General features: G+C 64.5%; 26 protein-coding genes. 13 read left to right on the top strand and 13 right to left on the bottom strand.

Annotated elements, in window-relative coordinates; all coding sequences use genetic code 11:
- Positions 1-137 precede the first annotated feature (137 nt).
- Both FHR70_RS15580 and FHR70_RS15575 read right to left on the bottom strand, forming a co-directional pair.
- Complete coding sequence (locus tag FHR70_RS15580; RefSeq protein WP_183451783.1) at positions 138-926, bottom strand: hypothetical protein; 789 nt, start codon at positions 924-926, stop codon at positions 138-140.
- A gap of 25 nt (positions 927-951) precedes the next feature.
- On the bottom strand, positions 952-2,496 hold the full coding sequence (locus FHR70_RS15575; RefSeq protein ID WP_183451781.1) for a helicase HerA domain-containing protein: 1,545 nt from the start codon (positions 2,494-2,496) through the stop codon (positions 952-954).
- Between the two features lie 189 nt (positions 2,497-2,685).
- Between FHR70_RS15575 and FHR70_RS15570 the strand changes: the two genes are divergently transcribed.
- Entirely contained in the window at positions 2,686-2,898 is a 213-nt protein-coding gene (locus tag FHR70_RS15570) for a hypothetical protein (protein WP_183451779.1), read from the top strand.
- On the opposite strand, the gene FHR70_RS15565 is transcribed toward FHR70_RS15570, so the two are convergent.
- On the bottom strand, positions 2,899-4,401 hold the full coding sequence (locus FHR70_RS15565) for an MDR family MFS transporter (RefSeq protein WP_183451777.1): 1,503 nt from the start codon (positions 4,399-4,401) through the stop codon (positions 2,899-2,901). It abuts the gene before it with no gap.
- 196 nt (positions 4,402-4,597) lie between these two features.
- On the opposite strand from FHR70_RS15565, the gene FHR70_RS15560 reads away from it, so the two are divergent.
- The 4 genes from FHR70_RS15560 (at position 4,598) to FHR70_RS15545 (ending at position 7,876) form a co-directional block, all read left to right on the top strand.
- Positions 4,598-5,788 (top strand): winged helix-turn-helix domain-containing protein, encoded by a 1,191-nt coding sequence (locus FHR70_RS15560; protein ID WP_183451775.1) that lies wholly within the window; start codon positions 4,598-4,600, stop codon positions 5,786-5,788.
- 115 nt (positions 5,789-5,903) lie between these two features.
- Entirely contained in the window at positions 5,904-6,656 is a 753-nt protein-coding gene (locus FHR70_RS15555; RefSeq protein WP_183451773.1) for a phosphatase PAP2 family protein, read from the top strand.
- Positions 6,653-7,201 (top strand): regulatory protein RecX, encoded by a 549-nt coding sequence (locus FHR70_RS15550; protein WP_183451770.1) that lies wholly within the window; start codon positions 6,653-6,655, stop codon positions 7,199-7,201. Before FHR70_RS15555 ends, FHR70_RS15550 begins: the two co-directional genes overlap by 4 nt.
- Before the next feature lie 81 nt (positions 7,202-7,282).
- Entirely contained in the window at positions 7,283-7,876 is a 594-nt protein-coding gene (locus tag FHR70_RS15545) for a DUF2239 family protein (protein ID WP_425487871.1), read from the top strand.
- Between the two features lie 83 nt (positions 7,877-7,959).
- Here the strand turns inward: FHR70_RS15545 and FHR70_RS15540 are convergent, their stop codons facing one another.
- Positions 7,960-8,499 carry a GNAT family N-acetyltransferase gene (locus tag FHR70_RS15540; RefSeq protein ID WP_183451766.1) on the bottom strand — a complete coding sequence of 180 codons (540 nt, stop codon included), beginning with the start codon at positions 8,497-8,499 and terminating at the stop codon, positions 7,960-7,962.
- A 43-nt stretch (positions 8,500-8,542) separates the two neighbouring features.
- A complete protein-coding gene (locus tag FHR70_RS15535; RefSeq protein ID WP_246408220.1) occupies positions 8,543-9,184 on the bottom strand; it encodes a DUF1345 domain-containing protein in 642 nt (213 codons plus the stop codon).
- Positions 9,185-9,275: 91 nt separating this feature from the next.
- Between FHR70_RS15535 and FHR70_RS15530 the strand changes: the two genes are divergently transcribed.
- Entirely contained in the window at positions 9,276-9,698 is a 423-nt protein-coding gene (locus FHR70_RS15530) for an OsmC family protein (protein WP_183451764.1), read from the top strand.
- A gap of 132 nt (positions 9,699-9,830) precedes the next feature.
- On the opposite strand, the gene FHR70_RS15525 is transcribed toward FHR70_RS15530, so the two are convergent.
- From FHR70_RS15525 to FHR70_RS15515, 3 genes are read right to left on the bottom strand one after another with little or no spacing between them, the layout of a single operon-like run.
- Positions 9,831-10,814 (bottom strand): TRAP transporter substrate-binding protein, encoded by a 984-nt coding sequence (locus FHR70_RS15525; protein WP_183451763.1) that lies wholly within the window; start codon positions 10,812-10,814, stop codon positions 9,831-9,833.
- Positions 10,815-10,844: 30 nt separating this feature from the next.
- Positions 10,845-12,161, bottom strand: a complete 1,317-nt coding sequence (locus FHR70_RS15520) for a TRAP transporter large permease (RefSeq protein WP_183451761.1) — start codon at positions 12,159-12,161, stop codon at positions 10,845-10,847.
- A gap of 3 nt (positions 12,162-12,164) precedes the next feature.
- Positions 12,165-12,710 carry a TRAP transporter small permease gene (locus FHR70_RS15515; RefSeq protein WP_183451759.1) on the bottom strand — a complete coding sequence of 182 codons (546 nt, stop codon included), beginning with the start codon at positions 12,708-12,710 and terminating at the stop codon, positions 12,165-12,167.
- A gap of 201 nt (positions 12,711-12,911) precedes the next feature.
- On the opposite strand from FHR70_RS15515, the gene FHR70_RS15510 reads away from it, so the two are divergent.
- A complete protein-coding gene (locus FHR70_RS15510; protein ID WP_183451757.1) occupies positions 12,912-13,475 on the top strand; it encodes a PRC-barrel domain-containing protein in 564 nt (187 codons plus the stop codon).
- A 50-nt stretch (positions 13,476-13,525) separates the two neighbouring features.
- Here FHR70_RS15510 and FHR70_RS15505 read toward each other — a convergent pair whose 3' ends face one another.
- Positions 13,526-13,900: a ComEA family DNA-binding protein gene (locus FHR70_RS15505; protein ID WP_183451755.1), complete on the bottom strand. Its 375-nt coding sequence runs from the start codon at positions 13,898-13,900 to the stop codon at positions 13,526-13,528.
- A 279-nt stretch (positions 13,901-14,179) separates the two neighbouring features.
- Between FHR70_RS15505 and FHR70_RS15500 the strand changes: the two genes are divergently transcribed.
- The 3 genes from FHR70_RS15500 (at position 14,180) to FHR70_RS15490 (ending at position 17,262) form a co-directional block, all read left to right on the top strand.
- Entirely contained in the window at positions 14,180-15,394 is a 1,215-nt protein-coding gene (locus FHR70_RS15500) for a putative DNA modification/repair radical SAM protein (RefSeq protein ID WP_183451753.1), read from the top strand.
- Positions 15,391-16,833, top strand: coding sequence for a UdgX family uracil-DNA binding protein (locus FHR70_RS15495; RefSeq protein WP_183451751.1), 1,443 nt, complete (start codon positions 15,391-15,393; stop codon positions 16,831-16,833). Before FHR70_RS15500 ends, FHR70_RS15495 begins: the two co-directional genes overlap by 4 nt.
- A 156-nt stretch (positions 16,834-16,989) precedes the next feature.
- Complete coding sequence (locus FHR70_RS15490) at positions 16,990-17,262, top strand: DUF4242 domain-containing protein (protein WP_183451749.1); 273 nt, start codon at positions 16,990-16,992, stop codon at positions 17,260-17,262.
- Here FHR70_RS15490 and FHR70_RS15485 read toward each other — a convergent pair.
- Positions 17,240-18,559 carry a cation:proton antiporter gene (locus FHR70_RS15485; RefSeq protein ID WP_183451747.1) on the bottom strand — a complete coding sequence of 440 codons (1,320 nt, stop codon included), beginning with the start codon at positions 18,557-18,559 and terminating at the stop codon, positions 17,240-17,242. The genes FHR70_RS15490 and FHR70_RS15485 overlap by 23 nt on opposite strands.
- Before the next feature lie 147 nt (positions 18,560-18,706).
- Here FHR70_RS15485 and FHR70_RS15480 point away from each other — a divergent pair, with 147 nt between their 5' ends.
- A complete protein-coding gene (locus FHR70_RS15480) occupies positions 18,707-20,827 on the top strand; it encodes a PBP1A family penicillin-binding protein (protein WP_183451745.1) in 2,121 nt (706 codons plus the stop codon).
- A 78-nt stretch (positions 20,828-20,905) separates the two neighbouring features.
- The gene (locus FHR70_RS15475) at positions 20,906-21,253 is read left to right on the top strand and encodes a DUF1330 domain-containing protein (protein ID WP_183451743.1); all 348 of its coding nucleotides are present in this window, start codon (positions 20,906-20,908) and stop codon (positions 21,251-21,253) included.
- On the opposite strand, the gene FHR70_RS15470 is transcribed toward FHR70_RS15475, so the two are convergent.
- From FHR70_RS15470 to FHR70_RS15460, 3 genes are all read right to left on the bottom strand, one after another.
- Positions 21,238-22,437 carry a multidrug effflux MFS transporter gene (locus FHR70_RS15470; protein ID WP_183451741.1) on the bottom strand — a complete coding sequence of 400 codons (1,200 nt, stop codon included), beginning with the start codon at positions 22,435-22,437 and terminating at the stop codon, positions 21,238-21,240. The two genes, FHR70_RS15475 and FHR70_RS15470, sit on opposite strands and share 16 nt — an antisense overlap.
- A gap of 257 nt (positions 22,438-22,694) precedes the next feature.
- Positions 22,695-23,438: a M48 family metallopeptidase gene (locus FHR70_RS15465; protein WP_183451739.1), complete on the bottom strand. Its 744-nt coding sequence runs from the start codon at positions 23,436-23,438 to the stop codon at positions 22,695-22,697.
- Positions 23,439-23,514: 76 nt separating this feature from the next.
- Positions 23,515-24,777 (bottom strand): polyhydroxyalkanoate depolymerase, encoded by a 1,263-nt coding sequence (locus FHR70_RS15460; RefSeq protein ID WP_183451737.1) that lies wholly within the window; start codon positions 24,775-24,777, stop codon positions 23,515-23,517.
- 263 nt (positions 24,778-25,040) lie between these two features.
- Between FHR70_RS15460 and FHR70_RS15455 the strand changes: the two genes are divergently transcribed.
- Positions 25,041-26,396 carry an ActS/PrrB/RegB family redox-sensitive histidine kinase gene (locus FHR70_RS15455; protein ID WP_183452480.1) on the top strand — a complete coding sequence of 452 codons (1,356 nt, stop codon included), beginning with the start codon at positions 25,041-25,043 and terminating at the stop codon, positions 26,394-26,396.
- Positions 26,397-26,400: the final 4 nt, after the last annotated feature.

Genomic DNA, 26,400 nt, shown 5'->3' with positions numbered 1-26,400 from the left:
CGAGGGGGCGCAATGATGCAACAACATTTAACCCGATAGTGACAATTCCGCCGAATCAACTGTACTTCAACGCTATTGTGAAGACGGCATAGACACAGACATTGAGCTTTCTTCTAAAAAGTCCGCTTAAACGAATCTCAGAGAGATTCGGATAGTACAGTGAGGAAATTCTCAAGCTGAAATGAACGTTCAAAAGTCACAGTAGAGATCACTACCTCGTTGCTGCTCCCCAAAATCAGAGGGCCAAGCCTATCTGCATAGCCATCATCAGTAGTTTGACGATGAATGTGAGCTATCAGACCATCGAGATAGAATCGGAAAATCGGGATCAGTCTCTCTGGTTCGTCACCAGTAGCAGGAACACGCTTCGCATCTGCAAGCGGCGTCTGATTATGAATCTCACCCACAGTAGAGAGTTGAATGAGCGCGATCGGATAGAATGAGAGCGGCTCAGAGGTTCCCTGAAGTATCATCAATCGCAGCCGCTCTAAATCTTCTGGCGGCATGACAATCTCGGAGAACTCAGGTCGGCTTGTCGCTGCAGCACGCCACAACAGGCTCAAGAAGAATAAGCGCAGCCGTTGAGTATCAATGGTTTTAATCCTGCGTATACCCCATGGTGTTCCATTGAGCGTATCATGATCATCCTTCAACATTGTCATTGGGCCCCAACCGCTCCAAACAAGTCTATGTTTTCGCAGCTCAGTAATCGCCCAAGTGTCTAAATCCGTTAGGATGTCTTCCCCTTCTCTGATCACAAGATTTCGATCATACCAACTATCCCAGCGTCGAGTGGGCTTTCGTCCAGACCCAAATTGAATCAAGGGAGCGCCTGATACAGCTGGACGGGTCAAAGCTTTAGGAATTAAATGCGAAGCAACGAACTTACCCTTCTTTCCAGTAAGTTTGCACGTTCCCTCTGCCATAGACCCTCTCACGCGATCAGCAATCCTACCCCACCGCGAACAGATCCCGCGTCTCTGGCCCCTGCGGCTCCTCGAAGGCGTTCGGGTCGCCGGGGGCGGTTTCCCAGCCGAGATCGGGGAGCGCGATGATGCGCAGGCCGCGCGGGTCGTTGCGGGTCACGACGATATTGCGGGTTTCCATATAGGCGATGAGGCGTCGCGCCCGGCCCGGCGAGCGGCTGCCGCAGGCACGCGCGATCTCGCCGTCCGGCGGGCAGGGCGAGCCTTCCATGGCCGCGCGGGCGATGAGCAGGTAGATGCCCTGGATATCCTCCGCGAGATCCGCCGCGAAGGCGACGGCGCGGTCCCATTCGGTGCCATCAGTGGTGGCCGTGTCGACGCCCGCGCGGGCGACCGCGAGGCGGCGGCGGAAGGCGTTGAGGTTCAGCGGCTCGCCGGCGACGCGGCGGATGCGGCAGCGGACGAGAAAATCCTGATACAGAACGGCTACGGAGCGGAAGGCCGCCTCCGGATCGTCCAAAATCTCGCGCAGGATCGCGTCGAGGGTAGCGTCGCGCTCGGCCTTGGACTGTTCGGTCTCCTCCGCTTGCGGCTCGGGTGCTGCGGCCGGCCTTGTGCGGGCGAGTTGCGCCAGGAGATCGTTGGTTGAGGGCGCCGGCGGCGGTGGAGGCGCGCGGCGCGGCATCACGGGGCGGGCAGCCACCTCGTCTTCGCCGGCCTTGAAGATGAGGTCGCGGGCGTCTTCCTTGGGCTGCTCGGGGAGCGGCATGAGCTTGAAGGTGCCTGTGCGGGTGGAGGTTTCCACCGCGCCGATGCGGATCGGCAGCGGGCGACGCGAAAGGGCGGGCCCCAGGGCCACGAAATGCCCGCGCTCGAGGTCGCGGAACATCTCGGCCTGGCGGCGCTCCATGCCGAGCAAGTCAGCGGCGCGGGCCATGTCGATGTCGAGGAAAGTGCGGCCCATGAGGAAGTTCGAGGCTTCCGCCGCCACGTTCTTGGCGAGCTTGGCGAGGCGCTGGGTGGCGATGATGCCGGCCAATCCGCGCTTGCGGCCACGGCACATGAGGTTGGTCATGGCGCCGAGCGAGACTTTTCTCGCCTCGTCCGAGACCTCGCCGGCGGCGGCGGGCGCGAAAAGCTGCGCCTCATCGACCACCACGAGCATCGGGTACCAGTAATCGCGCTCGGCATCGAAGAGGCCGCCCAGGAAGGCGGCCGCGCAGCGCATCTGCGCCTCGGCATCGAGACCTTCGAGGCTCAAGACCACCGAGACCCGGTGCTGGCGCACGCGGGCGGCGATGCGCTGCAGGTCGCCCTCGGACCGGGAGGCGTCCACCACCACATGGCCGAACTTGTCGGCGAGCGTGACGAAATCGCCCTCGGGGTCAATGATGGCCTGCTGGACGAGGTTGGCGCTCTGCTCGAGAAGGCGGCGCAGGAGATGCGACTTGCCGGAGCCGGAATTGCCCTGGACGAGCAGGCGCGTCGCCAGAAGCTCCTCGAGGTCGAGCAAGGCCGATTGTCCGCCGGGAGCGGAGGACGCCAATCCCATGTCGATGCCAGCCTTCATCAGCCTCCCTCGTGCGATGCTCGAAAATGATCCGGCACGGTCCTAACACGGCAAGGCTTAAGGAAGTGCCGCTCGCGGGCAAGCTCTCCACAGGGGAGATGCCCTATCCCCAGCCACGACGCCGCAGGATGAAGGAAACCCTGGGGCTCAAGGATCATTGATCCGGGTCACAGCCACCCAGGATGGACGATGCCGCTTCCCGCCTCCCGAATCGACGACGACGCCCTGATTGTCCGAACCCAGAGCACGACCCCCGGTACTCAAACGCCGGCCTCTCAGACCACGCCACCCGGCGCAGCGGAGACGGAGGGCGCATTCGGCATTTTCGGGATGATGATCTCAGGTCTGATCATCGTCTTTGCCATCGTGCTGCTCTACCGGCGCTCGCGGAACCGCCCCTGATCAATCGGCAACAACGGCCTCGGCAGCCTTCACGGCAGCGCCGCGCAGGGGGCGCTCCTCCAGGGCGAGCAGGAAAGCAAGCGACAGGCCGAAGCCGACGATGGCCGCCAGGAACACATGGCTGAACACATCGGCCAGGTTGATGCCGCTCTTGGCCGCCGCCTCGCCCAGGGCCTCGAAGCTGGCAGCCCCCGTCACCCCCGAGCCGCTGAGCACGATGGCACCGAAGGTTGCCACGATGAAGGCGCCGCCCAGCGAGCGGAAGAAATTGGCCGTGCCCGTGGCGGTTCCCATCTGGTGCGGCGCCACCGCGTTCTGGGTCGTCACCATGGTGACGGGCAAGACCGTTCCCAGGCCGATGCTGATGATGCCGAGAACGATTTCGACGGCGGTGATGGACAGGGCCTGCCCGTAGAGGGCGAGCACACCGGTGGCCGCCATGGCCACCAGGAGGCCGGCCGTGGGAAGGCGCTTGTAGTGCTTCACCTTCGCCATGGTGCGGCCCGACAGCGTCGCGCCGACCACGGTCCCGGCCATGAGGGGAATGAGCGCGAGGCCCGACAGGCTCGCCGAGAGGCCGCGCACTGCCTCGAAATAGACCGGCAGATAGATGGTGAGCCCGATATAGGTGCCCATGCCGAAGCAGGCCGAGAGGGTTGCCATGCGCACGACGGGATTGTGCAGCACGCCCGGCGGGATCAGGGGCTCGGGAGCCAATCGCATGCGCAGGGCGAACAGGACCCAGAGCACGAGGGAGCCTGCGATGAGCCCGACAATCGGCAGCGAGCCCCAAGGATAGCGGATGCCGCCCCAGCTCAGGGCGAGGAGCAGGACAACGGTGGCCGTCACGAGCAGCGCCGCCCCCAGAAAGTCGAGCCGGTGCGGACGCTCGAACCGGGGCAGGCGCTTCAGGCTGCGATGGGCGATGGCGAAGGCGATGAGCCCGAGCGGCATGTTGATCCAGAAGATCACCGACCAGTGCAGCTTCTCGGCGAAGAACCCGCCGAGCACCGGACCGAGCAGGCTCGAGGTCATGAACACGCTGGCGAAATAGACCTGATAGCGCCCGCGCTCCCTGGGCGGCACGATATCGGCGATGATGGTCTGCGCCACCGCGATCAATCCGCCGCCGCCGATGCCCTGGAGGCCGCGGGCCAGGATGAGGAAGAGCATGTTGGGTGCCAGCGCGCAGGCGAGGGAGCCGATGATGAAGACCACGATGCCGACCAGCATGATGGTGCGCCGGCCGTAGGAATCGCTGAGCTTGCCGTAGAGTGGCGTCACGGCAGTGGAGGTCAAAAGGTAGACCGTCACGATCCAGGACAGGTGCTCCAGGTCGCCCAGCTCATGGCCGATGGTCGGCAACGCCGTCGCGATGATGGTCTGGTCGAGCGCCGCCAGGAACATGGCCAGCATCACGCCGGAAATGATCGTGCGGATCTCGGCGTGGGACAAAGTCTTGCGCCCACCGCTGTGAGGCTGGGCTGCGGGTGATTGGTCCATCGGGTCCATCGTGTTCGGCAGGCTCATCTAAGGGACAAACTGAAACTGTGTCGAACCCATGCCTGCAGGGCTGGTATGCGTTCCGGCTCAAGATTGAGCTAAGTGACGGCTCAGTCCACAGGTTCCGACCCTTCGCTGACGGTTTCGGAGCCCTGCCTCTGGCAACAAGCGAGCATGTTCCTCTATTGTTCGCGCCATGCCGTCCCGCACCCATATCACGATTCCCCAGGCCCGGCGGATCGCCCTGGCCGCTCAGGGTTTTCACGAAGGCCGTCCAGCCGGTGCCACCAGGCGCCATGTGCGCCGTGTGCTGCAGCGCTCGCACCTGCTCCAGATCGATTCGGTCAACGTGCTGGTGCGGGCCCATTACATGCCGCTGTTCTCGCGGCTTGGCGCCTATGACCGGGGGCTGCTCGAGACGACGGCCTATCATCGCAAAAAGCGGGAAGCCTTCGAGTATTGGGGCCACGAGGCTTCGTTGATCCGGCTCGATCTGCACCCGCTCTTCCGCTGGCGGATGGAGCGCGCCGCGCGGGGCGAGGGCACCTATGGCGGGCTCGCCCGGTTCGGACGCGAGAAGCGCGCCTTCATCGAGCAGGTGCGCCGCGAAATCGAGGCGCGCGGGCCGATCGGCGCCGGCGAGCTCTCCATCGGCGGCAAGGGCCAGGGTTCCTGGTGGGGCTGGAGCGACGGAAAGCGGGCACTCGAATGGCTGTTCTGGGCAGGCCATGTCACCACCGCCACACGACGCGGCTTCGAACGCCTCTACGACCTGCCCGAACGGGTGCTGCCCTCCGACATCCTCACCATGCCGACGCCCTCGACCGAGGAGGCGCAGCGGGAATTGCTGCGGCTGTCCATCCGGGCGCTCGGCATCGCCTCGGAACGCTGCCTGCGCGACTATTTCCGCCTGGAGGCGCAGGACGCCAAGGCGCGCATTCCCGAATTGGTCGAGGCGGGGGACCTCTTGCCCGCCACGGTCGAGGGCTGGGGTCCGGTCTACCTCGATCCGCAGGCGAAAATCCCCCGCCGGGTCGAGGCAAGAGCGCTCGTGTCGCCCTTCGATCCCATCGTCTGGGAGCGCACGCGTACGGAGCGCCTGTTCGATTTCCGCTACCGGATCGAGATCTACACCCCGGCCGAGAAGCGGGAATTCGGCTATTACTGCCTGCCCTTTGTGCTGGGCGAACGGATCGTCGCCCGCGTGGATCTCAAGGCCGACCGGGCCTCGGGCAATCTCATCGTCCACTCCATACACCCGGAATCGTCCGTTCCGCCGGAGGAGATCGCCCCCGCCCTGGGGGACGAGCTGCGCCTTATGGCCGAGTGGCTCAACCTCGGGAGCATCACCGCGCCGAAGGCATGGCGCAAGGGGCTTGAGGTGTGATCCCAGCGCTGCGTCATGGATCCCCTTCCCGCGCCTGCGGCGCGCCGGGGATGACACGGGTGCCGCCAGCAGGCACCTCTCGCCAGATGTCGCAATCCTCCTATGTCATGAGGCCATGAAGACGCTTCTCGCCCCCGCCACCCGCCTGTGGTTTCGCCTGCGGCTCAATGAGATCGGCCCGCTCCTGTCCGTGTCCGCCTGCGGCTTCTTCGCCTGGGCCTTCATCACCCTTGCCGATGAGGTACAGGAGGGTGAGACCCATGCGCTCGACAGCCAACTCCTGCTGGCCCTGCGTGATCCGCAGAACCCGGCCAATCCGCTTGGACCCTCCTGGCTGGAGGAATCGGCCAGGGACTTCACTGGGCTTGGCGGCTACGCGATCCTGACGCTTCTCACGCTGGCAGCGGTGACCTATCTGCTCATGGTGGGCAAGCGGGGAGCAGCCCTTCTGGTGCTGATCGCCATCGTCGGCGGCACTCTCCTCTCCACCGGCCTCAAACTCGGCTTCGAGCGGCCGCGACCGGACCTCGTGCCTCATGCCACCCGGACCTACACCGCCAGCTTCCCCAGCGGCCATGCCATGATGTCGGCGATCACCTATCTGACGCTCGGCGCCCTGCTGGCTCGTGTGGAGAAGAGCCGTCGCGTCAGTGCCTTCATCATGGGGCTTGCCATCATCATGACCGTGCTGGTCGGCGTGAGCCGCGTCTATCTGGGCGTCCACTGGCCGAGCGACGTGGTCGCCGGCTGGTCCGTGGGTGCTGCCTGGGCGGCCCTGTGCTGGTTCGTGGCCCTGCAGCTGCAGCGCCGTGGCCAAGTGGAGAAACCGGGCGAGACCTCGCCCCCATCAGACATCAAGCCGGAATGACGGACGAGACCGGCAAACCTACCCGCAAGCCGCCGCGCAAGGTGACGCCTGCCTACCTGCAGCGGGCGGCCATGTCTTACCTCGAACGCTATGCCTCCTCGGCCGAAAACCTGCGGCGCGTCCTTCGCCGCAAGGTCGACAAACGCTGCCGCCTGCGGGGCGAGGACCCGGCCGAGTTCCAGGAGATGATCGACGAGGTGGTGGCGAAAAGCCTGCGCAGCGGCCTCATCGACGATACCCGCTATGCGGAGGCCCGCGTCGCCACCCTGCGGCGCCGGGGCGGGTCGGCACGGGCCATTCAGGCGAAGCTCTCCGCCAAGGGAGTCGACCGGGGCACGATCGCGGCGGCCCTGGACGGAGAAGAGGGCGACGAGGAGCAGGCGGCCCGCGCCTTTGCCCGCCGCCGCAAGCTCGGACCCTTCCGACCCGGGGATCGCGCGCCTTACCGCGACAAGGATCTCGCCGCCATGGCCCGCGCGGGTTTCCGCTTCGATGTGGCACGGCGCATCGTCGAAGGCGAGAAGGACGAGAACGAAGCGCTCTAGCACCTGCCTATTTTATCCGGGTATTATTGACATGATTATTTAATCCGGATAAAACTCTGTCGTGCTTGTTGCTGCCAGGGGATGATCATGGCGACCGAAAACCAAACCTACACGGCCTTCGCGGGAATGCGCCGGATTGCGTCGGGCGATCTCGCGACTGTCGCGGCAAAGGCCAAAGCCTCCCTTGACCATGACGAGGGGGTCTCGATCCTGATCCTCGACGACGAGACCTGCCGGGTCGTCGAAGTCGATTTCCGCGGAACAGCGGACGATGTGGTGAAACGGCTGGGGCAGACTTCCGGCAAGGCAGAGCCCCGGGGCTCGGGCCGACCCAAGCTCGGCGTCGTGGCCCGTGAAGTGACGCTGCTCCCGCGGCATTGGGAATGGCTCAACGCCCAGCCTGGGGGAGCCTCCGTGGCCCTGCGCAAGCTGGTCGAAGAGGCTCGTCGCAGCAACGAGGCCAAGGACCGGATGCGCCAGGCCCAGGAGGCGCTCTATCGATTCATGTCCACGCTCGCCGGGAACGAGGCAGGTTTCGAGGAAGCCTCGCGCGCGCTCTTTGCCGGGGATCGCAAGCTGTTCGAGGCTCTGATCAGGCTCTGGCCCAAGGATGTGCGTGACCATGCCGAGCGGCTGGCCGGCGCCGCCTTTGCAGACGATGCACCGAACCCATAAGGCAAAGGCGATCCGATGCTTTAGGTTTTTGGCTTGACGCATCTTTTTACGCAGAACCGGTGTCCGCTTTTGCGTTCGATGCTCTAGCGCACGAACATGATCGTCGGCTTGTCCTTGTAGGTCGTGCGGGAGAACTCCCGGTAGCCGCATTTCTCCGCCACGCGGATGGATGGCGCGTTCTCCGGCGCGATGATGCAGGCCGTGCGCCGGGAGCCGAAATGCGCGTCGCCCCATGCGACGGCAGCACCCACGGCCTCCGTCGCATAGCCCCTGCCATGCGCATGGGGAGCAAGCGCCCAGCCGATTTCCGGCATGTCGTCGAGGGAAGGCTCGATCTCGCGCCGGAAATTCGCAAATCCCGTCTCGCCGAGAAAGCGTCCGGTCTCTTTGTCCACGATGACCCAATAGCCGAAACCGAGGGATGCCCAATGCCCGACATTGCGCAGCAGCCGTCCCCACACCTCTTCGCGGGTCGAAGGCCTGCCGCCGATGAACCGCGTTACCTCCGGATCGGTCCAGAGAGCCATGTAATCGGCAAAGTCATCGAGCCGGTGCCCGCGCAAGATGAGACGGTTGGTTTCGATGCGAGGGGCAAGAAGGTCAAGCGAAAGGAGATTGGACATCAGGAAACCCGGTCATGAGAGGGCTCGTAGGATGAGATAAGCTCTAGAGCAGTCCAGCGCCGACATTGACTGCAAGCGCCAGGATCGTGGTGTTGAACAGGAAGGACAGGATCGTGTGCGCGAGCACCAAGCGGCGCATCCGTCGGGAGACGATCACCACGTCCGAGGTCTGCGCGGCGGCTCCCAGATTGAACGAGAAATAGAGAAAATCCCAGTAATCGGGCCGATTCTCGTGCGGAAAGGACAGACCGCGGCGTTCGCCTCCATCGCCGTAATATTCGTGCGCGTAGTGAATGGCGTAGATCGTGTGCACGAAGAACCAGGAACACAGGATGGTGACGGCCGCGATCCCAAGGCGGAAGGCCTGCTGACCGGTCGGGTCGTTCTGAATGCCGGTCAGCTCCACGGCGATGGCGGCAAGGCTCGCCACAGAGGCGGCCAGCGTCAGGGCAAGGACCACGACGGCGGCCTCGTCCTCTTGCGCCGCCCGTTCCTGCATCTTGGCCGTGGAGGAGCGCAGGGCCATGATCCCGGCAAGGATGAGGTAAAACACGACCCCGACGTCCCAGGCCGCGAGCAGGCGTGAGTTCTCGGTCCAGGACGAGGGCAGAGCGGCAAAGACCACCCAGGCCACGGCAGCCAAGCCGAGAAGCCGCGGACGCAGGCGGGCCTTGAGATGCATCATGGCTCAACACTTCCCGCCAATGGCAGGCGGCCTCTGGAGCTTGGCATCCTCTGTTCTAGATCACCAAGCCTCACCGCAAAAGGAGATCAGGATGAACCGCAAGGCAAGAGCCGTCTGGCAGGGCACGGGCAAGGAAGGCACCGGCCACCTCACCTCGGATTCCGGCGTTCTGTCCTCGACGCCCTATTCCTTCAAGACCCGTTTTGAAAACGAGAAGGGCACGAACCCGGAAGAGCTGATCGCCGCCGCTCATGCGGGCTGCTTCACCATGGCGCTCGCCTTCCAGCTCCAGGGCGCGGGCTTCACGCCGACGGAGCTTGCCACGGAAGCGGTGATCTCCCTCGAGCAGGAAGGCAGCGGGTTTGCGATCAAGAAATCGGCCCTGACGCTGAATGCCAACGTGCCGGGCATCGACCGGGCCAAGTTCGAGGAGCTCGCCCGCGCGGCCGAGAAGACCTGCCCGGTGTCGAAGGTGCTCAACGCCGAGATCACGATGAACTTCACGCTGGCTTGAGGCTCTTCCAAACGCGCCATCCCGGGGCTGCGTAGCAGAACCCGGGATGGCTGGACGAGAATGGCGCCTTATGCTGCTTGCGATCCCGGATCGGCTCGCGCCGTCCGGGATGACGCTTGACCCTTCAGCCTGCTACGACCCCGCCTTCTTGTAGGCATCGACGATGGCCTGACCGTCAGAGCCGGCCTTCTTCAGCCAATCGGCCGTGAGCTGCTCGCCGACCTTCTGCAGGCCTGTCTTCAGCTCAGGCCCGGGGGACTGCACCTTCATGCCGTTCTTGGCCAGCTGCTCGAGATACCATTTGGTCTTCTCCTGAGCCGTCCGCCAGCCGCGCTCTTCCGCCGTCTTGGCGGCCTTCAGGATGGCCTCCTGGGTCGGCTTGTCGAGGGCGTCGAAAGCCGCCTTGTTGACGAAGGTCATGTTCTTCGGAATCCAGGCCTGCGTGTCGTAGAAGTGGGAGAGCGACTCCCACACCTTCGCGTCGTAGCCTGTCGCGCCAGAGGTCATGAAGGTGGTGACCACGCCGGTGGCGAGCGCCTGGGGCAGCTCGGCGGCCTGAACGGTCACGGGCTGCGCGCCGACGATCTCGGCGATGCGCGCGGTGCCCACGTTGTAGGCGCGCCACTTCACGCCCTTAAGGTCTTCGACTTTGTTGATGTCCTGCTTGGCGAAGATTCCCTGCGGCGGCCAGGGCACGGCGAAGAGCAGCATCAGGCCCTGGCCTGCGAGCTTCTTCTCGACAGCCGGGCGCTGCACGTCCCACAGCTTCTTCGACTGGTCGAACGAGGTGGCGAGGAAAGGCACCACGTCGAGGCCGTAGAGCGGGTCCTCGTTCTCGTGCAGGGACATCAGCACCTCGCCGGCCTGGGCCTGGCCGGTCTGCACCGCGCGCTTGATCTCCGGCGCCTTGAAGAGCGAGGCATTGGCATGAACCGTGATCTGCAGCTTGCCGCCGGTCGCGTCCGCCACGTCCTTCGAGAAGGCGTTCAGGTTCTCGGTATGGAAGTTGTCGGTCGGATAGGCGGCCGGCAGGTTCCACTTGGTCTGCGCCAGGGCGGGGCTTGCGAGCAGCAGCGCGCCGGCAAGGCTCAAGGTCAATCGTGTCATGGGCTTCATTCGATTTTTCTCCTCTGGTGATGTTGAAATCTATCCCGGAAAGGCGAGCCGCGGCAGCCACAGCGCGATGTTCGGAAAAGCCGTGATGATGGCAACCGCCGCTACGAGCAGGAAGAAGAACGGCAGGGCCGCCCGTGCAATCGTGAAACTGTCGCGCCCGCTCATGTTCTGCAAAACGAAGAGATTGAAGCCAACCGGCGGCGTGATCTGCGCCATCTCCACCAGGATGATGAGGAAGACGCCGAACCAGACCAGGTCGAAACCCGCCTGCTTGATCATGGGCAGCACCACCACGGTGGTGAGCACGATCATCGAGATGCCGTCGATGAGGCAGCCTAAGAGGATGTACATGATCGTAAGCGCCGCGATCAGCACGTAGGGCGAGAGCTGCAGCGCTTCGACCCAGGCGGCAAGCGCCGCGGGAATACCCGTATAGGCCATGGCGGCCGTGGTGAAGGCGGCACCTGCCAGGATCAGCATGATCGTGACCGTCAGGCGCGTGGCGCTCAACAGGCTGTCCCGGAACGTCGCCCAGGTGAGCGTGCCCGACCACCAGGCGAGGATGAGGGCGCCGGTCACGCCCCAGGCGGCACATTCGGTGGCCGTCGCCCAACCGAAGATGAGCGCGGAGAAGATGAAGGCGATCAGCAGCAGGACCGGCAGGAGCTTCGCTGAGCTCCGCAGCTTGTAGGCAAAACTCGTGCGCGGCTCCGGCGGCGGCGACTTCTTCGGGTTCGCAAGCGACCAGAGGCCGATATAGCCGGAATAGAGCGCCATCACGAGAAGGCCCGGCAGGAAGCCGGCGAGAAAAACCTGGATTACCGAGACATTCGCCGCGATGGCATAGACCACCATGGGGATCGAAGGCGGTATGAGAAGTCCGAGGGTGCCGGAGCCAGCGAGGCTGCCGAGGCTCATCATGTCGTCGTAGCCGCGTTTCTTGAGCTCCGGCAGAGCGATCTTGCCGATGGTCGCGCAGGTGGCGGCGGACGAGCCCGAGACAGCCGCAAACACGCCGCAGCCGACCACATTCACATGCAGCAGGCGGCCGGGCAGCCAGTTGAGCCAGGGCGCAAGGCCGAGGAACATCTGCTCGGACAGGCGCGTGCGGAAGAGGATCTCGCCCATCCAGATGAAGAGCGGAAGTGCAGCGAGCGACCAGGAGGCGGAACTCGACCAGACCGTGGTGGCGAGCACCGGTCCGATGGGCACGGGCGTGACCATGAAGATGGCCGCGAATCCCACGATGAGCAGCGCGATGCCGATCCAGACGCCGAAGGCCAGGAGACCGATGAGCAGACCAAAGAGAATGACGGCAGTGGTAACGAGGCCGAGATCTGGAAACATCGATTAAAGCCCGCTCTCGGCTGCACGGTTGACGATCTCCTCCGGCGTTTCAGCCGGTGGCTTTTCATATCGCGGCCCATGGCCCCTGAGGACGTGCACGAGTTCGTCGATGAAGGCGATGGCAAGGATCGTCAGGCCGATCGAATAGCCGAGCTGGGGGAACCAGAGCGGCACCGCGACGGCTCCCTGGGACATGTCGTTGAAACGCCAGCTGTCATAGGTCATGTGCACGGCATACCAGGCGAAGAACCCGGTCACCGCAGTGCCAATGAGAAGACAGACGATCTCGACGCCACGCCGCGCACCGGTGGGCAGTCGCTCGAGCACCAGCCCGATGCGGATCAGCTCGCCGGACCTGAAAGTATGGGCCAGACCAAGAAAGGCCATCGCGGCCATCGACCAGGCTGCATAATCGTCACCGGCGGCGATGTTGACCCCAAACTCGCGCCCGAGCGAGAGGATCATCATCAGGAGAAAGATCACGATCAGGAAAAGGCCTGCCAGATATCCGGCGAAGAGGTAGAGGCCGTCGAGGAGGGTTCTGATCATACGGTCCGTTTTGGGTATTCGGCAGGAAGCTTGGCCAAGTCTAGGTGCATTCACGACAGGCGCAAGCAATTCCTCAATCTGGGCTGCTCAGCTCTTGTGCAGGTCTCTTGGGAAATGCCGCCAGTCGCATCAGAACCAATTCATGGCCTCTCCGTTGAAAATGGGAGACGTGAATATGCGTCCCGATCGTAGGAGGAACCTATGCTGTTCAAACATCTTGCAGTGGCCCTTCTTGGTACAGCCTTGATTTCGGTGCCGGCTCTGGCCCAGCAGGCCCAACCCTCCAGCCCTGCAGGCGGCTCCTCGTCCATGGGCACGAACAACTGGATGACCCAGGAGCAGCCGGGGCAATGGCGTGCGTCCAAGCTCGAGGGATTGGATGTCTATAACAACAATGACGAGAAGATCGGGGACATCAGCGAGCTGCTCGTGGATCAGAGCGGCAAGATCCAGGCTGTGGTCATCGGGGTCGGCGGTTTCCTGGGTATGGGCGAACACGACGTGGCCGTGCCCTTCGACCAGATCAAGCTGATGAACGAGCCGCGCCGCGCCGCAACTGCTTCGACCACCACGACAGGTACGGCGGGCATGGGTACGGCCGGCACAGCCGGAACGACGGCGACCAACACCGCGACGGCTCCGGCAACCACAGGCTCGACCGCATCGGCCAATGCGAATGCCAACCGCGCCGCGCCGGATCATGCGCTCCTGAACATGACCAAGGATCAGCTGAAAGCTGCACCGGAATTCAAGTACAGCCGCTGAATTCGCTTCCCGGCATGAGAAAGGGGCCCGACGGGCCCCTTTTTTGCTGCTTATGACTTCTGGTGCGCGATGATCCGGTCCTTGATCGCATCATAGGCGTTCTGCGGAATGATCTTTTTGTCCACGAGCTCGTTCTTGGCCTTGTAAGGGCGGCCCTTGATGATGGCGTCCGCCCGGGCCGAGCCGATCTGCGGCAGCTTGTCGAGCTGATCCTTGGGCGCGGTATTGATGTCGATCAGAGCGCTTGTCGAGGCCGTCGTGCTGGGCATCGGCCTGGCGGCACCGGTTTGCGGAGCCGAACCGGTCATTGGCGGTCTCGCCGTGGAACCGGGAGAAGAGATCCCCGGAGCCGCCGTCTGCGCGAGGACCGGCGAGGCGAGCAGGGAGCTGAGAGCGATCAAAGCTCCAATATGGGATAAGCGCATTCTAACCTCCTTTGATAGCCAAGTTGTTCTGGACGCCCCGGCCCAGCATCAACGTGCAGGAGGAGAATTAGGGTACAGTTAGACCTGAAAGATCACGTTCCGGCCTTCCAGGTCCCATTTCTTCCCCACAATCGACGCCGCTCGCTTTCCTCTCCGGACGAGGCGACTTCCGCGCGAGATGAGATGCGACCTCCCGCCCTCTCCCGAGGCTCTCGCCAGGGCCCCATCTTCATGCTAGAACAAAACACGAACAATTCTGCGAAAGATCCCGAAAAGCCCATGGACGAGAAGCTTTCGAAGAAGCTGCGCATCCTGGCGGACGCGGCCAAGTATGACGCCTCCTGCTCCTCCTCAGGAGCGCCCAAGCGCAAATCGGACCCCGATGGCCTCGGCTCGACGGTCGGGACCGGCATCTGCCACGCCTACACGCCGGACGGGCGCTGCGTGTCGCTGCTCAAGATCCTGCTGACCAACTATTGCCTGTTCGACTGCGCCTATTGCGTGAACCGGCGCTCGTCCAACGTGAAGCGGGCGAAGTTTTCGGTCGACGAGGTGGTGACGCTCACGGTCGAGTTCTACAAGCGCAACTACATCGAGGGCCTGTTCCTGTCCTCCGGCATCATCCGCTCGCCCGACTACACCATGGAGCAGATGATCCTGGTGGCGAAGAAGCTGCGGCGCGATCACGGCTTTCGCGGTTACATCCATCTGAAGACGATCCCCGAGGCGAGCCCCTGGCTCATCGAGGAGGCGGGCCTGTGGGCCGACCGCCTGTCGATCAACCTCGAACTGCCCACGGAGCGCAGCCTGGAACAGCTGGCGCCCGAGAAGGACGGCGCCTCGATCGAGACCGCCATGGCGCAGATGTTCGAGCGTATCGAGGAGGCGCGCGAGGAGCGTCGCCATTTCTCGCCCGCCGGCCAGACCACGCAGATGATCGTCGGCGCGGACGAAACAACGGATACGGATGTCCTGCGCACATCGGCCAAGCTCTATGGCCACTATGCCATGAAGCGCGTCTATTACTCCGCCTTCAGCCCGATCCCGGATTCGAGCGCGATCCTGCCCCTGAAATCACCGCCGCTCATGCGGGAAAACCGGCTCTACCAGGCCGATTGGCTGCTGCGATATTACGGCTTCGACGTGGACGAGATCGCATCATCCGCCGAGAAGGGCATGCTCGATCTCGACATCGATCCGAAGCTCGCCTGGGCGCTCAAGAACCGTCATCGTTTCCCCGTCGACGTGAACCGGGCCGAGCGCGAAATGCTGCTGCGCGTGCCGGGCCTCGGGGCGCGTGCCGTCGACAAGATCGTGGTGGCGCGAAAACACACGACACTGCGCCTGGAGGATGTCGCCCGCCTCACCTCGGGGCTCAAGCGCGCCAAGCCCTTCCTCATCACGGCCGATCATCATCCAAAGGCCAAGCTCGACACGCTCGACCTGCGCGAGCGGCTGATCGAGAAGCCGGAACAGCTGAGCTTGTTCGTATGAGTCTTCACCGCATCACTCTGAAGAACGGCGCGGATCTCCACGGCTTCCGCAAGGCGGTGCGCTGGCTGATCGCCGAGGAGTTGGCGCCGCAGCATGTGATGTTCGCCGTCGACGACGCGCCGGGCCTCTTCGGCGACGAGGCCCTCGCCGACGCACCGCCGGTCTCGATCCCGAAGGGCGTGTCGCGGCTCATCGAGCAGGTGGTCTGCCACACCGATCCTGAGCGCTACGCCCTGCTCTACAGCCTTGTCTGGCGGGTGCTGAACGGCGAGCGCGATCTGCTGGAGATTGCGAGCGACCCGCTGGTCCACCGCATCGACCTGATGGCACGCTCCGTTCGGCGCGACCTGCACAAGATGCACGCCTTCGTGCGGTTCCGCCGGATGGGAGGTGAAGCTCTCGAGCGCTTCGCCGCATGGTTCGAGCCGGAGCATTTCATTCTCGAAGCGGCGGCCCCCTTCTTCGTCGACCGCTTCCGCTCCATGGACTGGACGATCCTCACGCCCATCGGCACCGCGCGCTGGGATCGCACCGCCCTGACCTTCGGCCCGCCCGCGCAACGCGAGGACGCGCCCGGTGAGGACAGCTTCGAGGAGGGCTGGCGCGGCTATTACGAGAGCGTGTTCAACCCGGCCCGGGTGAACCCTACGGCCATGCGGGCCGAGATGCCGAAGAAGTACTGGCGCAACATGCCCGAGACGGCCGTCATCCCCGGTCTGATCCAAACCGCCGCCAAGCGCGTTGAACGGATGATCGAACAGGAGGCGACCATGCCCGCCAAGCGCACGCCCGAACGCGCGATTCAAGCCATGTGGGATCAGGAACCGAAGACCCTCGAGCAGCTCAATGCCATCATCGCCAAGGCGGGACCGCTGGTGCCCGGCGCCACTCAGGCGGTGTTCGGCGAAGGCCCGCATCATGCGGAGATCGTCTTCGTCGGCGAGCAGCCGGGCGACCAGGAGGACCTGCAGGGACGGCCTTTCGTCGGTCCCGCTGGCAAGCTTCTGACCAAGGCCATGCAGGAGGCCGGGATCGACCGGAGCCAAGCCTACCTCACCAATGCGGTGAAGCATTTCAAGTTCGAGCAGCGCGGCCACCGGCGCATCCACGCAAAGCCCACGGCCGGCGAGGTGAAGCATTACCGGCCCTGGCTGATGAAGGAGCTGGAGCTGGTGCGGCCGAAGCTCGTGGTGGCGCTGGGTGCCACCGCCGTGTTGGCGCTCTCCGGCAAGGCGACGCCGATCACCCGCTCGCGGGGACGCGCGACCTTCGGCCCCTACCAGGGCTACGTCACCGTGCATCCGAGCTACCTGCTGCGCCTGCCCGACGAGGGGACGAAGCGGGAGGCCTACGAGGCGTTCCTGAACGATTTGCGCCGTATTCACGACCTCGCGCAGGCTGACCTGGAAACCGGTGAATTGCCGCTGGCTGCGGAATAGGTGTGCCGTCACACACGAGCGGATGAGGCGAGATCCAAAAGACTGCTCTGCCTCGTTTGAGGCATTGCCACCCGGCAGGGATGAGCAGAGTGTGGCCGGAGCCGGTGCCGAATCTGGCCCGGCCAAGGGAGGCGCCGGGCAACCGGCGAACAGGCCATGCCGCAATTCGTGATCGAGCGAAACATGCCGGGCGTCGGCAATTCATCTGCTGCAGACATGCAGCAGGCTTCACAGACCTCATGCAATGTCCTGCGCGAGCTCGGACCCGACATTCAATGGGTTCACAGCTACGTCACGGACGACAAGATCTACTGCGTCTATCGGGCGCCGGATGAGGAGTTGATCCGTCAGCACGCTCAAAAGGCGGGATTTCCGGCCGATTCCATTGCACGTGTGCGGACCATCATCAATCCGATGACCGCCGAGTAGGAGCCGAAGGCACCCGACCTGCTGACATCAGGCCGATGCCGGGATGCTGCGAGGCTACGGCTCTCGCCTCCAGCTTTCGTCGCAGATCGAGGCGGCGCATGGCCGGCGTGACCGTGATGCCGTGGAGCACGATCGACACCAGGATGATGAACCCGGCCGTGCTCCAGAGAAGGTGGACATTGTCGAACTTCGCGTGATGCAGCGCATAGGCGAGATAATAGATCGAGCCGAGCCCGCGGATGCCGAAGAAGCTGATGGCCGCCTTCTCGCCCGGCGGCGGGTCGGTGCCGATCAGCCCGATCCATCCGGCGAGCGGCCGGATGACGAACAGCGCCAGCAGGCCGAACACGGCAGCCTGCCATGTGAGGGCGCTGAACAGATCTCCGCCCGTCATGGCACCGCCGAGCAGGACGAGCAGCACCATCATCATGAGGCGCTCGAGCTCCTCTGCGAAGTCGTGCAGCTTCTGGTGATACTCGTGCTCGGGCTCCGTGGCGCGCAACGCCAGCGCCGCCACGAAGACGGCGAGAAAGCCGTAGCCCCTGACCATCTCGGTCACGCCGTAGGCAATGCACGTGATGCCGAGCGCCACGAATCCGGCGCCCGTGCGGGAGAGCTTCGCCCGGTTCGGCAGGTGAAAGGTCAGCCAGCCGAGCGCGCGGCCGATCAAGTAGCCCATGCCGATGCCGGCCGCGATTTTCCAGACAACCGCATAGCCGAACCACTCGGCCACCTTAGTGAGGCTCCCCTCCTGCGCGAAGGAGATGGCCAGGAGAACGAACGGAAAGGCGAGACCGTCGTTGAGGCCTGCCTCCGAGGTGAGCGTGAAGCGCACCTCATCCTCCTCGCTGTCGCCGGGAGGCCCCACCTGCACGTCGCTGGCGAGCACCGGATCGGTCGGAGCGAGGGCCGCTGCAAGAAGCACGGCGGCGGCGAGGCTCAGGCCCAGCAGACTCTGCCCAAGCCAGGCGAGCGCGAAGATCGTGAGCGGCATGGCGATGCCGAGCAGCCGCCAGGTCAGTCGCCAGCGTTTCCAGCCGAAGGGACGGTCGATTTTGAGGCCTGCGCCCATAAGCGACACGATGACCACGAACTCGCTCATTCGCTCGACGATGGCGAGTTCCTCGTTGGGATGGGGCAAGACCCCCGGCAGATCGGGAAAGGCGAAGATGAGGGCGCCCAAGCCCACGCAGAAGATCGGCAAGGACAGGGGCAATTCCTTCAGGACCATGGGAAGCCAGGCGGTCAGGAGGACCACCACCCCGAATGCTGCCAGCACGACAATGTAAGCGCTCATAAGGCAGCGAACGCCGGCCAGACTCGGCAGTTCCGGCCGGGAAGCCGTTAACTCCCGTTAACCGCCCCTTAAACCGCCACAATTAGGGTGCCTCAGAGCATGAAGGCCGGACCCTATACCGGCTCAATCAATGCGGGGTTTTAAGACGTGGCGAACGGACGTGACCGGCGCGAGCCGGTGTTCGATGCGCCCGCTGGGCAGGCGGGGGAGCTGGACTTTCACCTCTCGCCCGAGGATCGGGCAGGGGGAACGATGGCGCGCAGGCGAGCTTCTCAACAGGGAGGCGGCAGGCCTTCACGCCCCAAGAAGGTGAAGCGCCGCGGCGGCCGCTCCCTGTTCAGCAAGCTGGTCTATGCCGGGCTCGTGCTCTGCCTGTGGGGCGTGATTGGCGTCGGCGGCATCGTGGCCTATTACGCCTCCCAGCTTCCGCCCATCGACCAGCTTGCGGTGCCCAAGCGCCCGCCGAACATCGCCATCCTGGCGAGCGACGGCTCGCTTCTCGCCAATCGTGGCGAGACGGGCGGGCGCACCATGACCCTGAAGGAGCTGCCCCCCTACCTGCCGAAGGCCTTCATCGCCATCGAGGACCGGCGCTTCTATGACCATTTCGGCATCGACCCCATCGGCATTGGCCGCGCACTCTACCGTAACCTGAGCAACAGCGGCGGCCTGCAGGGCGGCTCGACCCTGACGCAGCAGCTCGCCAAGAACCTGTTCCTGACCCAGGAGCGCACCGCCTCGCGCAAGATCCAGGAGGCGATCCTGGCGCTCTGGCTCGAGCGCAACTACTCGAAGGACCAGCTCCTCGAGCTTTACTTGAACCGCGTCTATTTCGGCGCTGGTGCCTATGGCGTCGAGGCAGCCGCCCAGCGTTATTACGGCAAGTCGGCCCGCAGCGTATCGCTCTCGGAGGCCGCCGTGCTGGCGGGCCTTGTCCAGTCACCGTCGCGCCTTGCCCCCAACCGCTATCCGGAGCGGGCGCAGGCCCGTGCACAGCTTGTGATCGCGGCCATGAACGAGCTCGGCTTCATCACACCGGGCATGACCAAGACGGCCTTGGGCGACCCGGCCGAGGCCGTGCGTCCGAACAGGGCCGGCTCCGCCAATTACGCGGCCGATTACGTCATGGACGTGCTCGACGATTTCGTCGGTACAATCGAGTCCGACATCGTGGTCTCCACCACCGTCGAGCCCGCGCTGCAATCGGCAGCCGAGCGCGTGCTGGTCGACGAGCTCAACGCCAAGGGCCAGAAGTTCAACGTGAGCCAGGGCGCCGTCGTCGCCATGCAGCCGGACGGAGCCGTCAAGGCTCTGGTCGGCGGCCGCAATTACGAGACGAGCCAGTTCAACCGCGCCATCGCGGCTCGGCGGCAGCCCGGCTCGTCCTTCAAACCCTTCGTCTATCTCGCCGCCATGGAGCGGGGCTATACGCCCGACATGGTGGTGGAGGACGCGCCCGTGGCCTACAAGGGCTGGGCGCCCAAGAATTACGACCGCAAGTATCGCGGGCCGATCACGATCCGCGATGCGCTGGCGCTCTCGCTCAACACCGTTGCGGTGAAGCTCAACATGGAGGTCGGGCCCAAGACCGTGGCGCAGACCGCGCAGCGGCTCGGCATCTCGTCGCCGCTCCAGGCCAACGGCTCGCTCGCGCTCGGCACCTCCGAGGTGACGCCGCTCGAACTCGTCTCGGCTTACGCGGCCTTTGCCAATGGCGGCATCGGCGTGACGCCTTACGTGATCGCCCAGGTGAAGACCACCGACGGCAAGCTCATCTACAAGCGGCCGAATGCCGGCGGCCTCGGACGCGTCATCGACCCGGGCGTCGTGGCCCAGATGAACGAGATGATGCACAACGTCTTCGTCATCGGCACCGCCCAGAAGGCGCAGATCCCGGGCTGGACCCTTGCGGGCAAGACCGGCACCACCGACGACTACAAGGATGCCTGGTTCGTGGGCTTCTCCGGCAGTCTCGTGGCCGGCGTGTGGCTCGGCAACGATGACGGCGCGCTCACCAAGCGCGTGACCGGGGGCAACCTGCCGACGGAAGTCTGGCACAACTTCATGACGGCGGCCCTCAAGGACCAGCAGCCCGTTCCTCTGCCGGGCCTCGAGCGCATGCGCGCCCCGTCGGACATTCCCGTCGCCGGCGCCGGCGGCGCACCCCGCTACGCCAATGCGGACGGCGAAGGCAGCTGGGTTCAGCCCGCGCCGCAACGGCGCGCGAGCCGCGAGAAGAACTTCTTCGAGAAGCTGTTCGGGCTTTGATGCTTTCCGTTACCTCTGACGTAATCGTCAGAAGGATCTCCACACGGCATGCTCCTTTCACTCAGGAAGGAGCCTGTCATGTCCACCTATGCCATCGGTCATCTGCACGATGTCAATGTCGGTCCCGACATCGTCGACTATCTCCGGCGCATCGACGCCACGCTGGAGCCCTTCGGCGGCCGGTTCATCATTCACGGCGGGCCGGCGACAATCCTGGAAGGCTCGTGGTCGGGAGACCTGATCATGATCGCGTTTCCGGACAGGGACAGCGCCCGCGCGTGGTATGAATCTCCCGCCTATCGGCAGATCCTGCCCCTGCGCACCAGGAATTCGCGCGGCGACGTCTTCCTCATCGAGGGCGTCGATGCCGATCACAAGGCCACAGATGTCCTCGCCGGCCTCCCGGCGGATCAGCCCTTGGGTTGATGTCCCCTCGCCCGACCCGTCATGAGGAACAGCACCAGCGCCAGCACACCCGTGGTGGCGATGGTGGCGGGCAGCGGGATCGCCGAGGCGCCGAGGTTGCGACCGAGCAGGATGCCCACGATGGCGGCAAACGTCATCTGGCAGATGCCGAGCAGCGATGAGGCCGCGCCGGCCCGCTCGGGAAAGGGCATCAGGGCCGAGGCCATGGATTGCGGCATGGTGAGGCCGACGCCGATGCCGTAGATCGCCATCGGGGCGCTGATGCCGAGCGACGAGGGCACGCCTGCAAGGACCAGTCCCAGCATGGCGATGCCGCCGACGGCGAGGCAGGTGACGCCGAGCTGGATCGTGCCGTCGAGCCCGCGCCGGCCGACGAGATGCTGCGCGAGAGACGTTCCGCTCATGAAGCCGATCACCACGAAGGTGAACGAGAACGCGTAGGACAGCTCATCCAGGCCGTAGATTTGCTGCAGCACGAAGGACGAGCCGGAGATGAAGGCGAAGAGCCCGCCATAGGTGAGCATGGAGAGGCCCACATAGGTGCGATAGCCCGCGTGTCCCAGCAGCAGCTTGAAGCCACGCAGGATCGCCGCGAAGGAAATCGGCACGTCTGATTTCTTGCGGATGCTCTCGGGCATGCGCAGGCTGATGACGGCCGCCATGGCGATGCCGAACAGGATCATGAATCCGAAGGTCACCCGCCATCCCGAGACGCGCTCGATCACGCCGCCGAGGATCGGCGCGGCTGCGGGCACGACGCCCATGATCGTGCCCATGCGCGACAATTCGCGGCCCGCCCGCGGCCCTTCGTAGAAATCCCGCACGATGGCGCGCCCGAGCACGATGGGGCCTGACGCGCCGAGCGCCTGGAGAAAGCGCGCTCCGATCAGGGTCTCGATATTGGGGGCGAGGGCGCAGATGAGGCTCGCCAGCGTGAAGAGCCCGAGACCGAAGAGCAGGACGGGCTTGCGCCCGATCCGGTCGGAGATCGGCCCGTAGAAGAACTGTCCGGCCGCAAAGCCGAGGAGAAAGGCCGAGAGCGTGAGCTGCGTCTGGCCCGTGGTCGCCTGAAGCCCTGCGGCGATCGCCGGCAGCGAGGGCAGGTACATGTCCGTCGATAGGGGACCGAGCGCAGTGAGCAGCGCCAGAACGACGGTGAGAGCCAGGGTGTCGGGCTTGAGCATTTCTTCGGGACAGCAGCGATGACGGGAGGTTCCGACTAAGCCGAAACAAGGGGCGTGTCACTCACTAAGAGGCCTTCCATGGCATCACCGGCATCGACCCTTCATCCCGTCCGCTCTCCCTCCGACCTCATCCTGAGTGGGCCGCAGGCCCGTCTCGAAGGAGCGTCCAGAGAGCACTGGACCCTCCTTCGAGACGCAGACTTCGTCTGCTCCTCAGGATGAGGTTGGTGGTTCAAAAAGGAGGATGATGTGGGATTTCACCCGATCCGGTGCAGGGCGCTGCCGTAGGTCTTGAGCCAAGCCTCCGCCTCATCGGTGCGCGGGCAGAGCTGGTGGGTGATCTTCCAGAAGCGGTGGGAATGGTTGAGCTCGCGCAGATGCGCCACCTCGTGGGCGGCCAGGTAGTCGAGCACGAAGGGCGGGGCCATGATCAGGCGCCAGGAGAAGTTGAGCGCCCCATTGGCCGAGCAGGAGCCCCAGCGGCTCTTGGTGTCGCGCACGGTGATGCGCTTGGCCGGGACCCCGAGCTGGGCCGTATGCTTCTTCACCGCGAGGGCGAAATCCTTTTTGGCTTCCGCCTCGAGGAAGTCCCGCACCCGGCGGGCCACATGGGCCGCGTCGCCGGCGACCGCGATGATCGGCTCCCCAGTGCCGCCCTTCGTCGCCTGGGTCACGCCCCGGACCGAGGACCAATGGACGATCCGGTGCAGGACGCCGCGGACGGGCACCAGCGCGCCCGGCTCGAAGATCACCCGCTCGGGCACCTTGGCCAGGCGGGCGGCGATCCACTGGCTGTGGCTGTCGGCGAATTTCTGGGCCAAGCCCACATCGGTGCGCTCGGGGATCGACAGCACGACCTCGCCGGTCGCGTTGGAGACGCGCAGCGTGATCCGTTTGGCCGTGGGACGGCGCTTGAGGGCGACCTTGAAGGTCTGCCCCTCATGGAGAACTTTGAGATGAGGCGGGTCCGCAGGAACGCGGCGGAACAGGGCGGATTTCATGCCCGCAATCTGCCCTGTCACGCTGATTCTGTCAGCGCAGCCGTTTGCCGCTCCTAGGAACGTATCAAGAACAGGATCAGCCTCTTGACGCCTTCTTCCGGGCTGGTTCTCGATCGTGATTCTCAATGAATTCAGCGATTCGAGGAGCGATCTGAGACCGGAACCGAGAACCGTTGAAGACGCCATAGTGACCGACCTTGGCCTGCAGATGATAGAGCTTCTTGTCGGAGGGCAGGTTGGGGGTCAGGTCGAGGGCCGCCAGGGTCTGGCCCACGCCTGAAATGTCGTCCCGCTCGCCTTCGACGGCCATGATGGCGCAGCGCCGGATGGCCATGAGATCCACCGGCTGGTCCCGGTGCATCATCTCGCCCTTGGGCAGCTCGTGGTTCACGAACACCTTCTCGACCGTCTGGAGGTAGAACTCGGCGGTCAGGTCCATGACGGCGAGATACTCGTCATAGAACTCCCGGTGCTTCTCGGCCGAATCGCCGTCGCCCTCCACCAGATGGTTGAACATCTCGTAATGGGCGGTGAGGTGCCGGTCGATGTTCATGGCCATGAAGCCGGAGAGCTGCTGGAAGCCCGGATAGACATCGCGCCAGAAGCCCGGATGGGACGGCGGCACCTTGGTGATGCAGTGGCGCTCGAACCACTCGATGCCGCGCTCCTCGGCGAGCCGGTTCACGGCCGTGGGGGAGCGGCGGGTGTCGATGGGCCCGCCCATGAGGGTCATGGAGCGCGGAATGCAGGGATCGTTCTCGGCCTCGAGGCGGGCCACCGCGGCGATCACCGGAACGGCCGGCTGGCACACGGCCATCAGGTGCAGGTCCGGGCCGAAGGCGCGGCACATCTCCTTGACGTAGTCGATATAGTCGTCGAGGTCGAAGCGCCCCTCGGCGAGCGGCACCATGCGGGCATCCGCCCAATCGGTGATCATGACCTGATGAGTCGGCAGGAAGGTCTCCACCGTGCCGCGCAGCAGCGTGGCGTAATGGCCCGACATGGGCGCCACGATGAGGAGCTTCGGCTGGTTTCGGGCGGCGGGATGATCGCGCTCGAAGGAGATGATTCGGCAGAACGGGCGCTCCCACACGATCCGCTCCATGACCGCCGCCTCGTCCCCGTCGATCACCGTTGTGGGCAGGTTAAAGGCGGGCTTGCCGTAGCGGCGGGTGGTGCGTTCGAACAATTCGCAGGCGGCGGAAACGGTCCGGCCGTAGGGGGTGTTGTTGAGCGGATTGCCAGGATTGTCAAAGAAATGCTTCGTCAAATCGGAGGCCGCACGGGCGGGGCTCAAAAGCCAGTGCGCGGTATCGTACCAAACATAAGAAAAGTTCATCTAAGTGTCCCCAAGGGCCGGGTGCCTGGTTCTCGCACAATGCGGTAGGCTTTATCCTCAACCGTAATTTTAAGATTAAAGTTCCTTCAGCCTATTGCAACAAACTTGTCCGTCCACTGCAAAAACGGGCACCATACTTTGGTTTCAGAGCATTTCCCGGGGCTTTCTGGCCCTGTTCCAAGTCGTGCGCCAAGTCGTGGGTAGGAAAATAGGCTGAACCAGGCTGCTTGGCGAACAGGGGCGAAGCCCTATTCTGTTCGATGATGTCCAGAATCGAGCCGAAGACCCTGACGCACCACGCCCGGCACCTGCGCCTGGACACCCTCGTGCGCCTGCGCTGGCTGGCCGTCGCGGGGCAGTCGGCGGCGGTGATCGGGGTCCGCTTCGGCCTCGGGTTCCCCCTGCCCTTCGCCCTGTGCCTTCTGGTGATCGTCGCTTCGGTCTGGGTCAACCTGCTGCTGCGCATCCAGTATCCGGCGAGCCACCGGCTCAGCGACAACGTCGCCACGGCCCTGCTCGCCTTCGACATCCTGCAGCTGGCCGGCCTCCTCTACCTGACCGGCGGGCTCGAAAACCCCTTCGCCATGCTGTTTCTGGCGCCCGTGCTGATCTCGGCCACAGCGCTCACGCCGGAGCGGACTCTGGGCCTCGGGCTCCTCGCCGTGGGCTGCGCGACCGTTCTCGTGCTCATCCATCGGCCCCTGCCCTGGTTTCCGGGGCAGACCTTCTCCCTGCCTTTCCTCTATGTGACGGGGATCTGGACCGCGATCCTGCTCGGCACGGCCTTTACCGGCATCTATGCCTGGCGGGTGGCCGAGGAGGCCCGCCAGCTCGCCCAGGCGCTCTCGGCCACCGAGCTGGTGCTCGCCCGGGAGCAGCACCTGTCCCAGCTCGACGGCCTCGCGGCGGCGGCGGCCCATGAGCTCGGCACGCCCCTTGCCACCATCGCGCTGGTCACCAAGGAGCTCGGCCATGCCATGCCCAAGGAAGGCCCGGTGGGCGAGGATCTGCGCCTCCTGCAGGAGCAGGTGGAGCGCTGCCGCACGATCCTGACGAAGCTCACGTCCATGGACGAGGACGACGGGGGAGAATTCCTGGAGACCATCTCCCTCAGCCATCTGGTGGAGGACATCGTCGAGCCGCAGCGGGCGGTCGGCTTCGACGTGAAGGTGATCACCAAGGGCGACGGACCAGAACCCATGGGCCGCCGCAATCCCGGGGTGGTCTACGGGTTGTCCAACATCCTCGACAACGCCACGGACTTTGCCGAGAGCCAGGTGACGATCGAGGCCTGCTGGTCTCCTCACGAGGTTTTCATCGAGATCCGGGATGACGGCCCCGGTTACGCGCCCGATATTCTGCTCAGGGTCGGCGAGCCCTACGTGACCACGCGCAGCGCCGCCGAGCGCTCGGAGGACAGCGAGGAGGGCGGCGGACTGGGCCTAGGCCTGTTCATCGCCAAGACCCTGATCGAGCGATCGGGGGCTGAACTGACCCTGACGAACGCTGCCCCGCCGGCCTCGGGCGCCATTGCGCGGATCGTTTGGCCGCGTCACGCGTTTGAACGAGGTGCGGCAATTTCGCCGCAGGGAGGTTCGCTGGAGCCTCTCAAAGGTTAGGGCA

The organism is Microvirga lupini, from assembly GCF_014191055.1.
GTDB classification, from domain to species: domain Bacteria; phylum Pseudomonadota; class Alphaproteobacteria; order Rhizobiales; family Beijerinckiaceae; genus Microvirga; species Microvirga lupini_A.
Note: the sequence above shows the minus strand (reverse complement) of the source record. Positions and strands in the feature narration are given on the sequence as shown.

Excerpts from the sequence above, each read along its gene's own strand:
- FHR70_RS15530 (WP_183451764.1), top strand. The coding sequence starts at position 9,276 with ATGAACCGCAAGGCAAGAGCCGTCTGGCAGGGCACGGGCAAGGAAGGC.
- FHR70_RS15535 (WP_246408220.1), bottom strand. The coding sequence starts at position 9,184 with ATGATGCATCTCAAGGCCCGCCTGCGTCCGCGGCTTCTCGGCTTGGCT.
- FHR70_RS15520 (WP_183451761.1), bottom strand. The coding sequence starts at position 12,161 with ATGTTTCCAGATCTCGGCCTCGTTACCACTGCCGTCATTCTCTTTGGT.
- FHR70_RS15490 (WP_183451749.1), top strand. The coding sequence starts at position 16,990 with ATGCCGCAATTCGTGATCGAGCGAAACATGCCGGGCGTCGGCAATTCA.
- FHR70_RS15505 (WP_183451755.1), bottom strand. The coding sequence starts at position 13,900 with ATGCGCTTATCCCATATTGGAGCTTTGATCGCTCTCAGCTCCCTGCTC.
- FHR70_RS15540 (WP_183451766.1), bottom strand. The coding sequence starts at position 8,499 with ATGTCCAATCTCCTTTCGCTTGACCTTCTTGCCCCTCGCATCGAAACC.
- FHR70_RS15555 (WP_183451773.1), top strand. The coding sequence starts at position 5,904 with ATGAAGACGCTTCTCGCCCCCGCCACCCGCCTGTGGTTTCGCCTGCGG.
- FHR70_RS15485 (WP_183451747.1), bottom strand. The coding sequence starts at position 18,559 with ATGAGCGCTTACATTGTCGTGCTGGCAGCATTCGGGGTGGTGGTCCTC.
- FHR70_RS15550 (WP_183451770.1), top strand. The coding sequence starts at position 6,653 with ATGACGGACGAGACCGGCAAACCTACCCGCAAGCCGCCGCGCAAGGTG.
- FHR70_RS15465 (WP_183451739.1), bottom strand. The coding sequence starts at position 23,438 with ATGAAATCCGCCCTGTTCCGCCGCGTTCCTGCGGACCCGCCTCATCTC.
- FHR70_RS15495 (WP_183451751.1), top strand. The coding sequence starts at position 15,391 with ATGAGTCTTCACCGCATCACTCTGAAGAACGGCGCGGATCTCCACGGC.
- FHR70_RS15570 (WP_183451779.1), top strand. The coding sequence starts at position 2,686 with ATGCCGCTTCCCGCCTCCCGAATCGACGACGACGCCCTGATTGTCCGA.
- FHR70_RS15500 (WP_183451753.1), top strand. The coding sequence starts at position 14,180 with ATGGACGAGAAGCTTTCGAAGAAGCTGCGCATCCTGGCGGACGCGGCC.
- FHR70_RS15510 (WP_183451757.1), top strand. The coding sequence starts at position 12,912 with ATGCTGTTCAAACATCTTGCAGTGGCCCTTCTTGGTACAGCCTTGATT.
- FHR70_RS15475 (WP_183451743.1), top strand. The coding sequence starts at position 20,906 with ATGTCCACCTATGCCATCGGTCATCTGCACGATGTCAATGTCGGTCCC.
- FHR70_RS15525 (WP_183451763.1), bottom strand. The coding sequence starts at position 10,814 with ATGAAGCCCATGACACGATTGACCTTGAGCCTTGCCGGCGCGCTGCTG.
- FHR70_RS15470 (WP_183451741.1), bottom strand. The coding sequence starts at position 22,437 with ATGCTCAAGCCCGACACCCTGGCTCTCACCGTCGTTCTGGCGCTGCTC.
- FHR70_RS15455 (WP_183452480.1), top strand. The coding sequence starts at position 25,041 with ATGTCCAGAATCGAGCCGAAGACCCTGACGCACCACGCCCGGCACCTG.
- FHR70_RS15575 (WP_183451781.1), bottom strand. The coding sequence starts at position 2,496 with ATGAAGGCTGGCATCGACATGGGATTGGCGTCCTCCGCTCCCGGCGGA.
- FHR70_RS15460 (WP_183451737.1), bottom strand. The coding sequence starts at position 24,777 with ATGAACTTTTCTTATGTTTGGTACGATACCGCGCACTGGCTTTTGAGC.
- FHR70_RS15560 (WP_183451775.1), top strand. The coding sequence starts at position 4,598 with ATGCCGTCCCGCACCCATATCACGATTCCCCAGGCCCGGCGGATCGCC.
- FHR70_RS15565 (WP_183451777.1), bottom strand. The coding sequence starts at position 4,401 with ATGGACCAATCACCCGCAGCCCAGCCTCACAGCGGTGGGCGCAAGACT.
- FHR70_RS15515 (WP_183451759.1), bottom strand. The coding sequence starts at position 12,710 with ATGATCAGAACCCTCCTCGACGGCCTCTACCTCTTCGCCGGATATCTG.
- FHR70_RS15545 (WP_425487871.1), top strand. The coding sequence starts at position 7,283 with ATGATCATGGCGACCGAAAACCAAACCTACACGGCCTTCGCGGGAATG.
- FHR70_RS15580 (WP_183451783.1), bottom strand. The coding sequence starts at position 926 with ATGGCAGAGGGAACGTGCAAACTTACTGGAAAGAAGGGTAAGTTCGTT.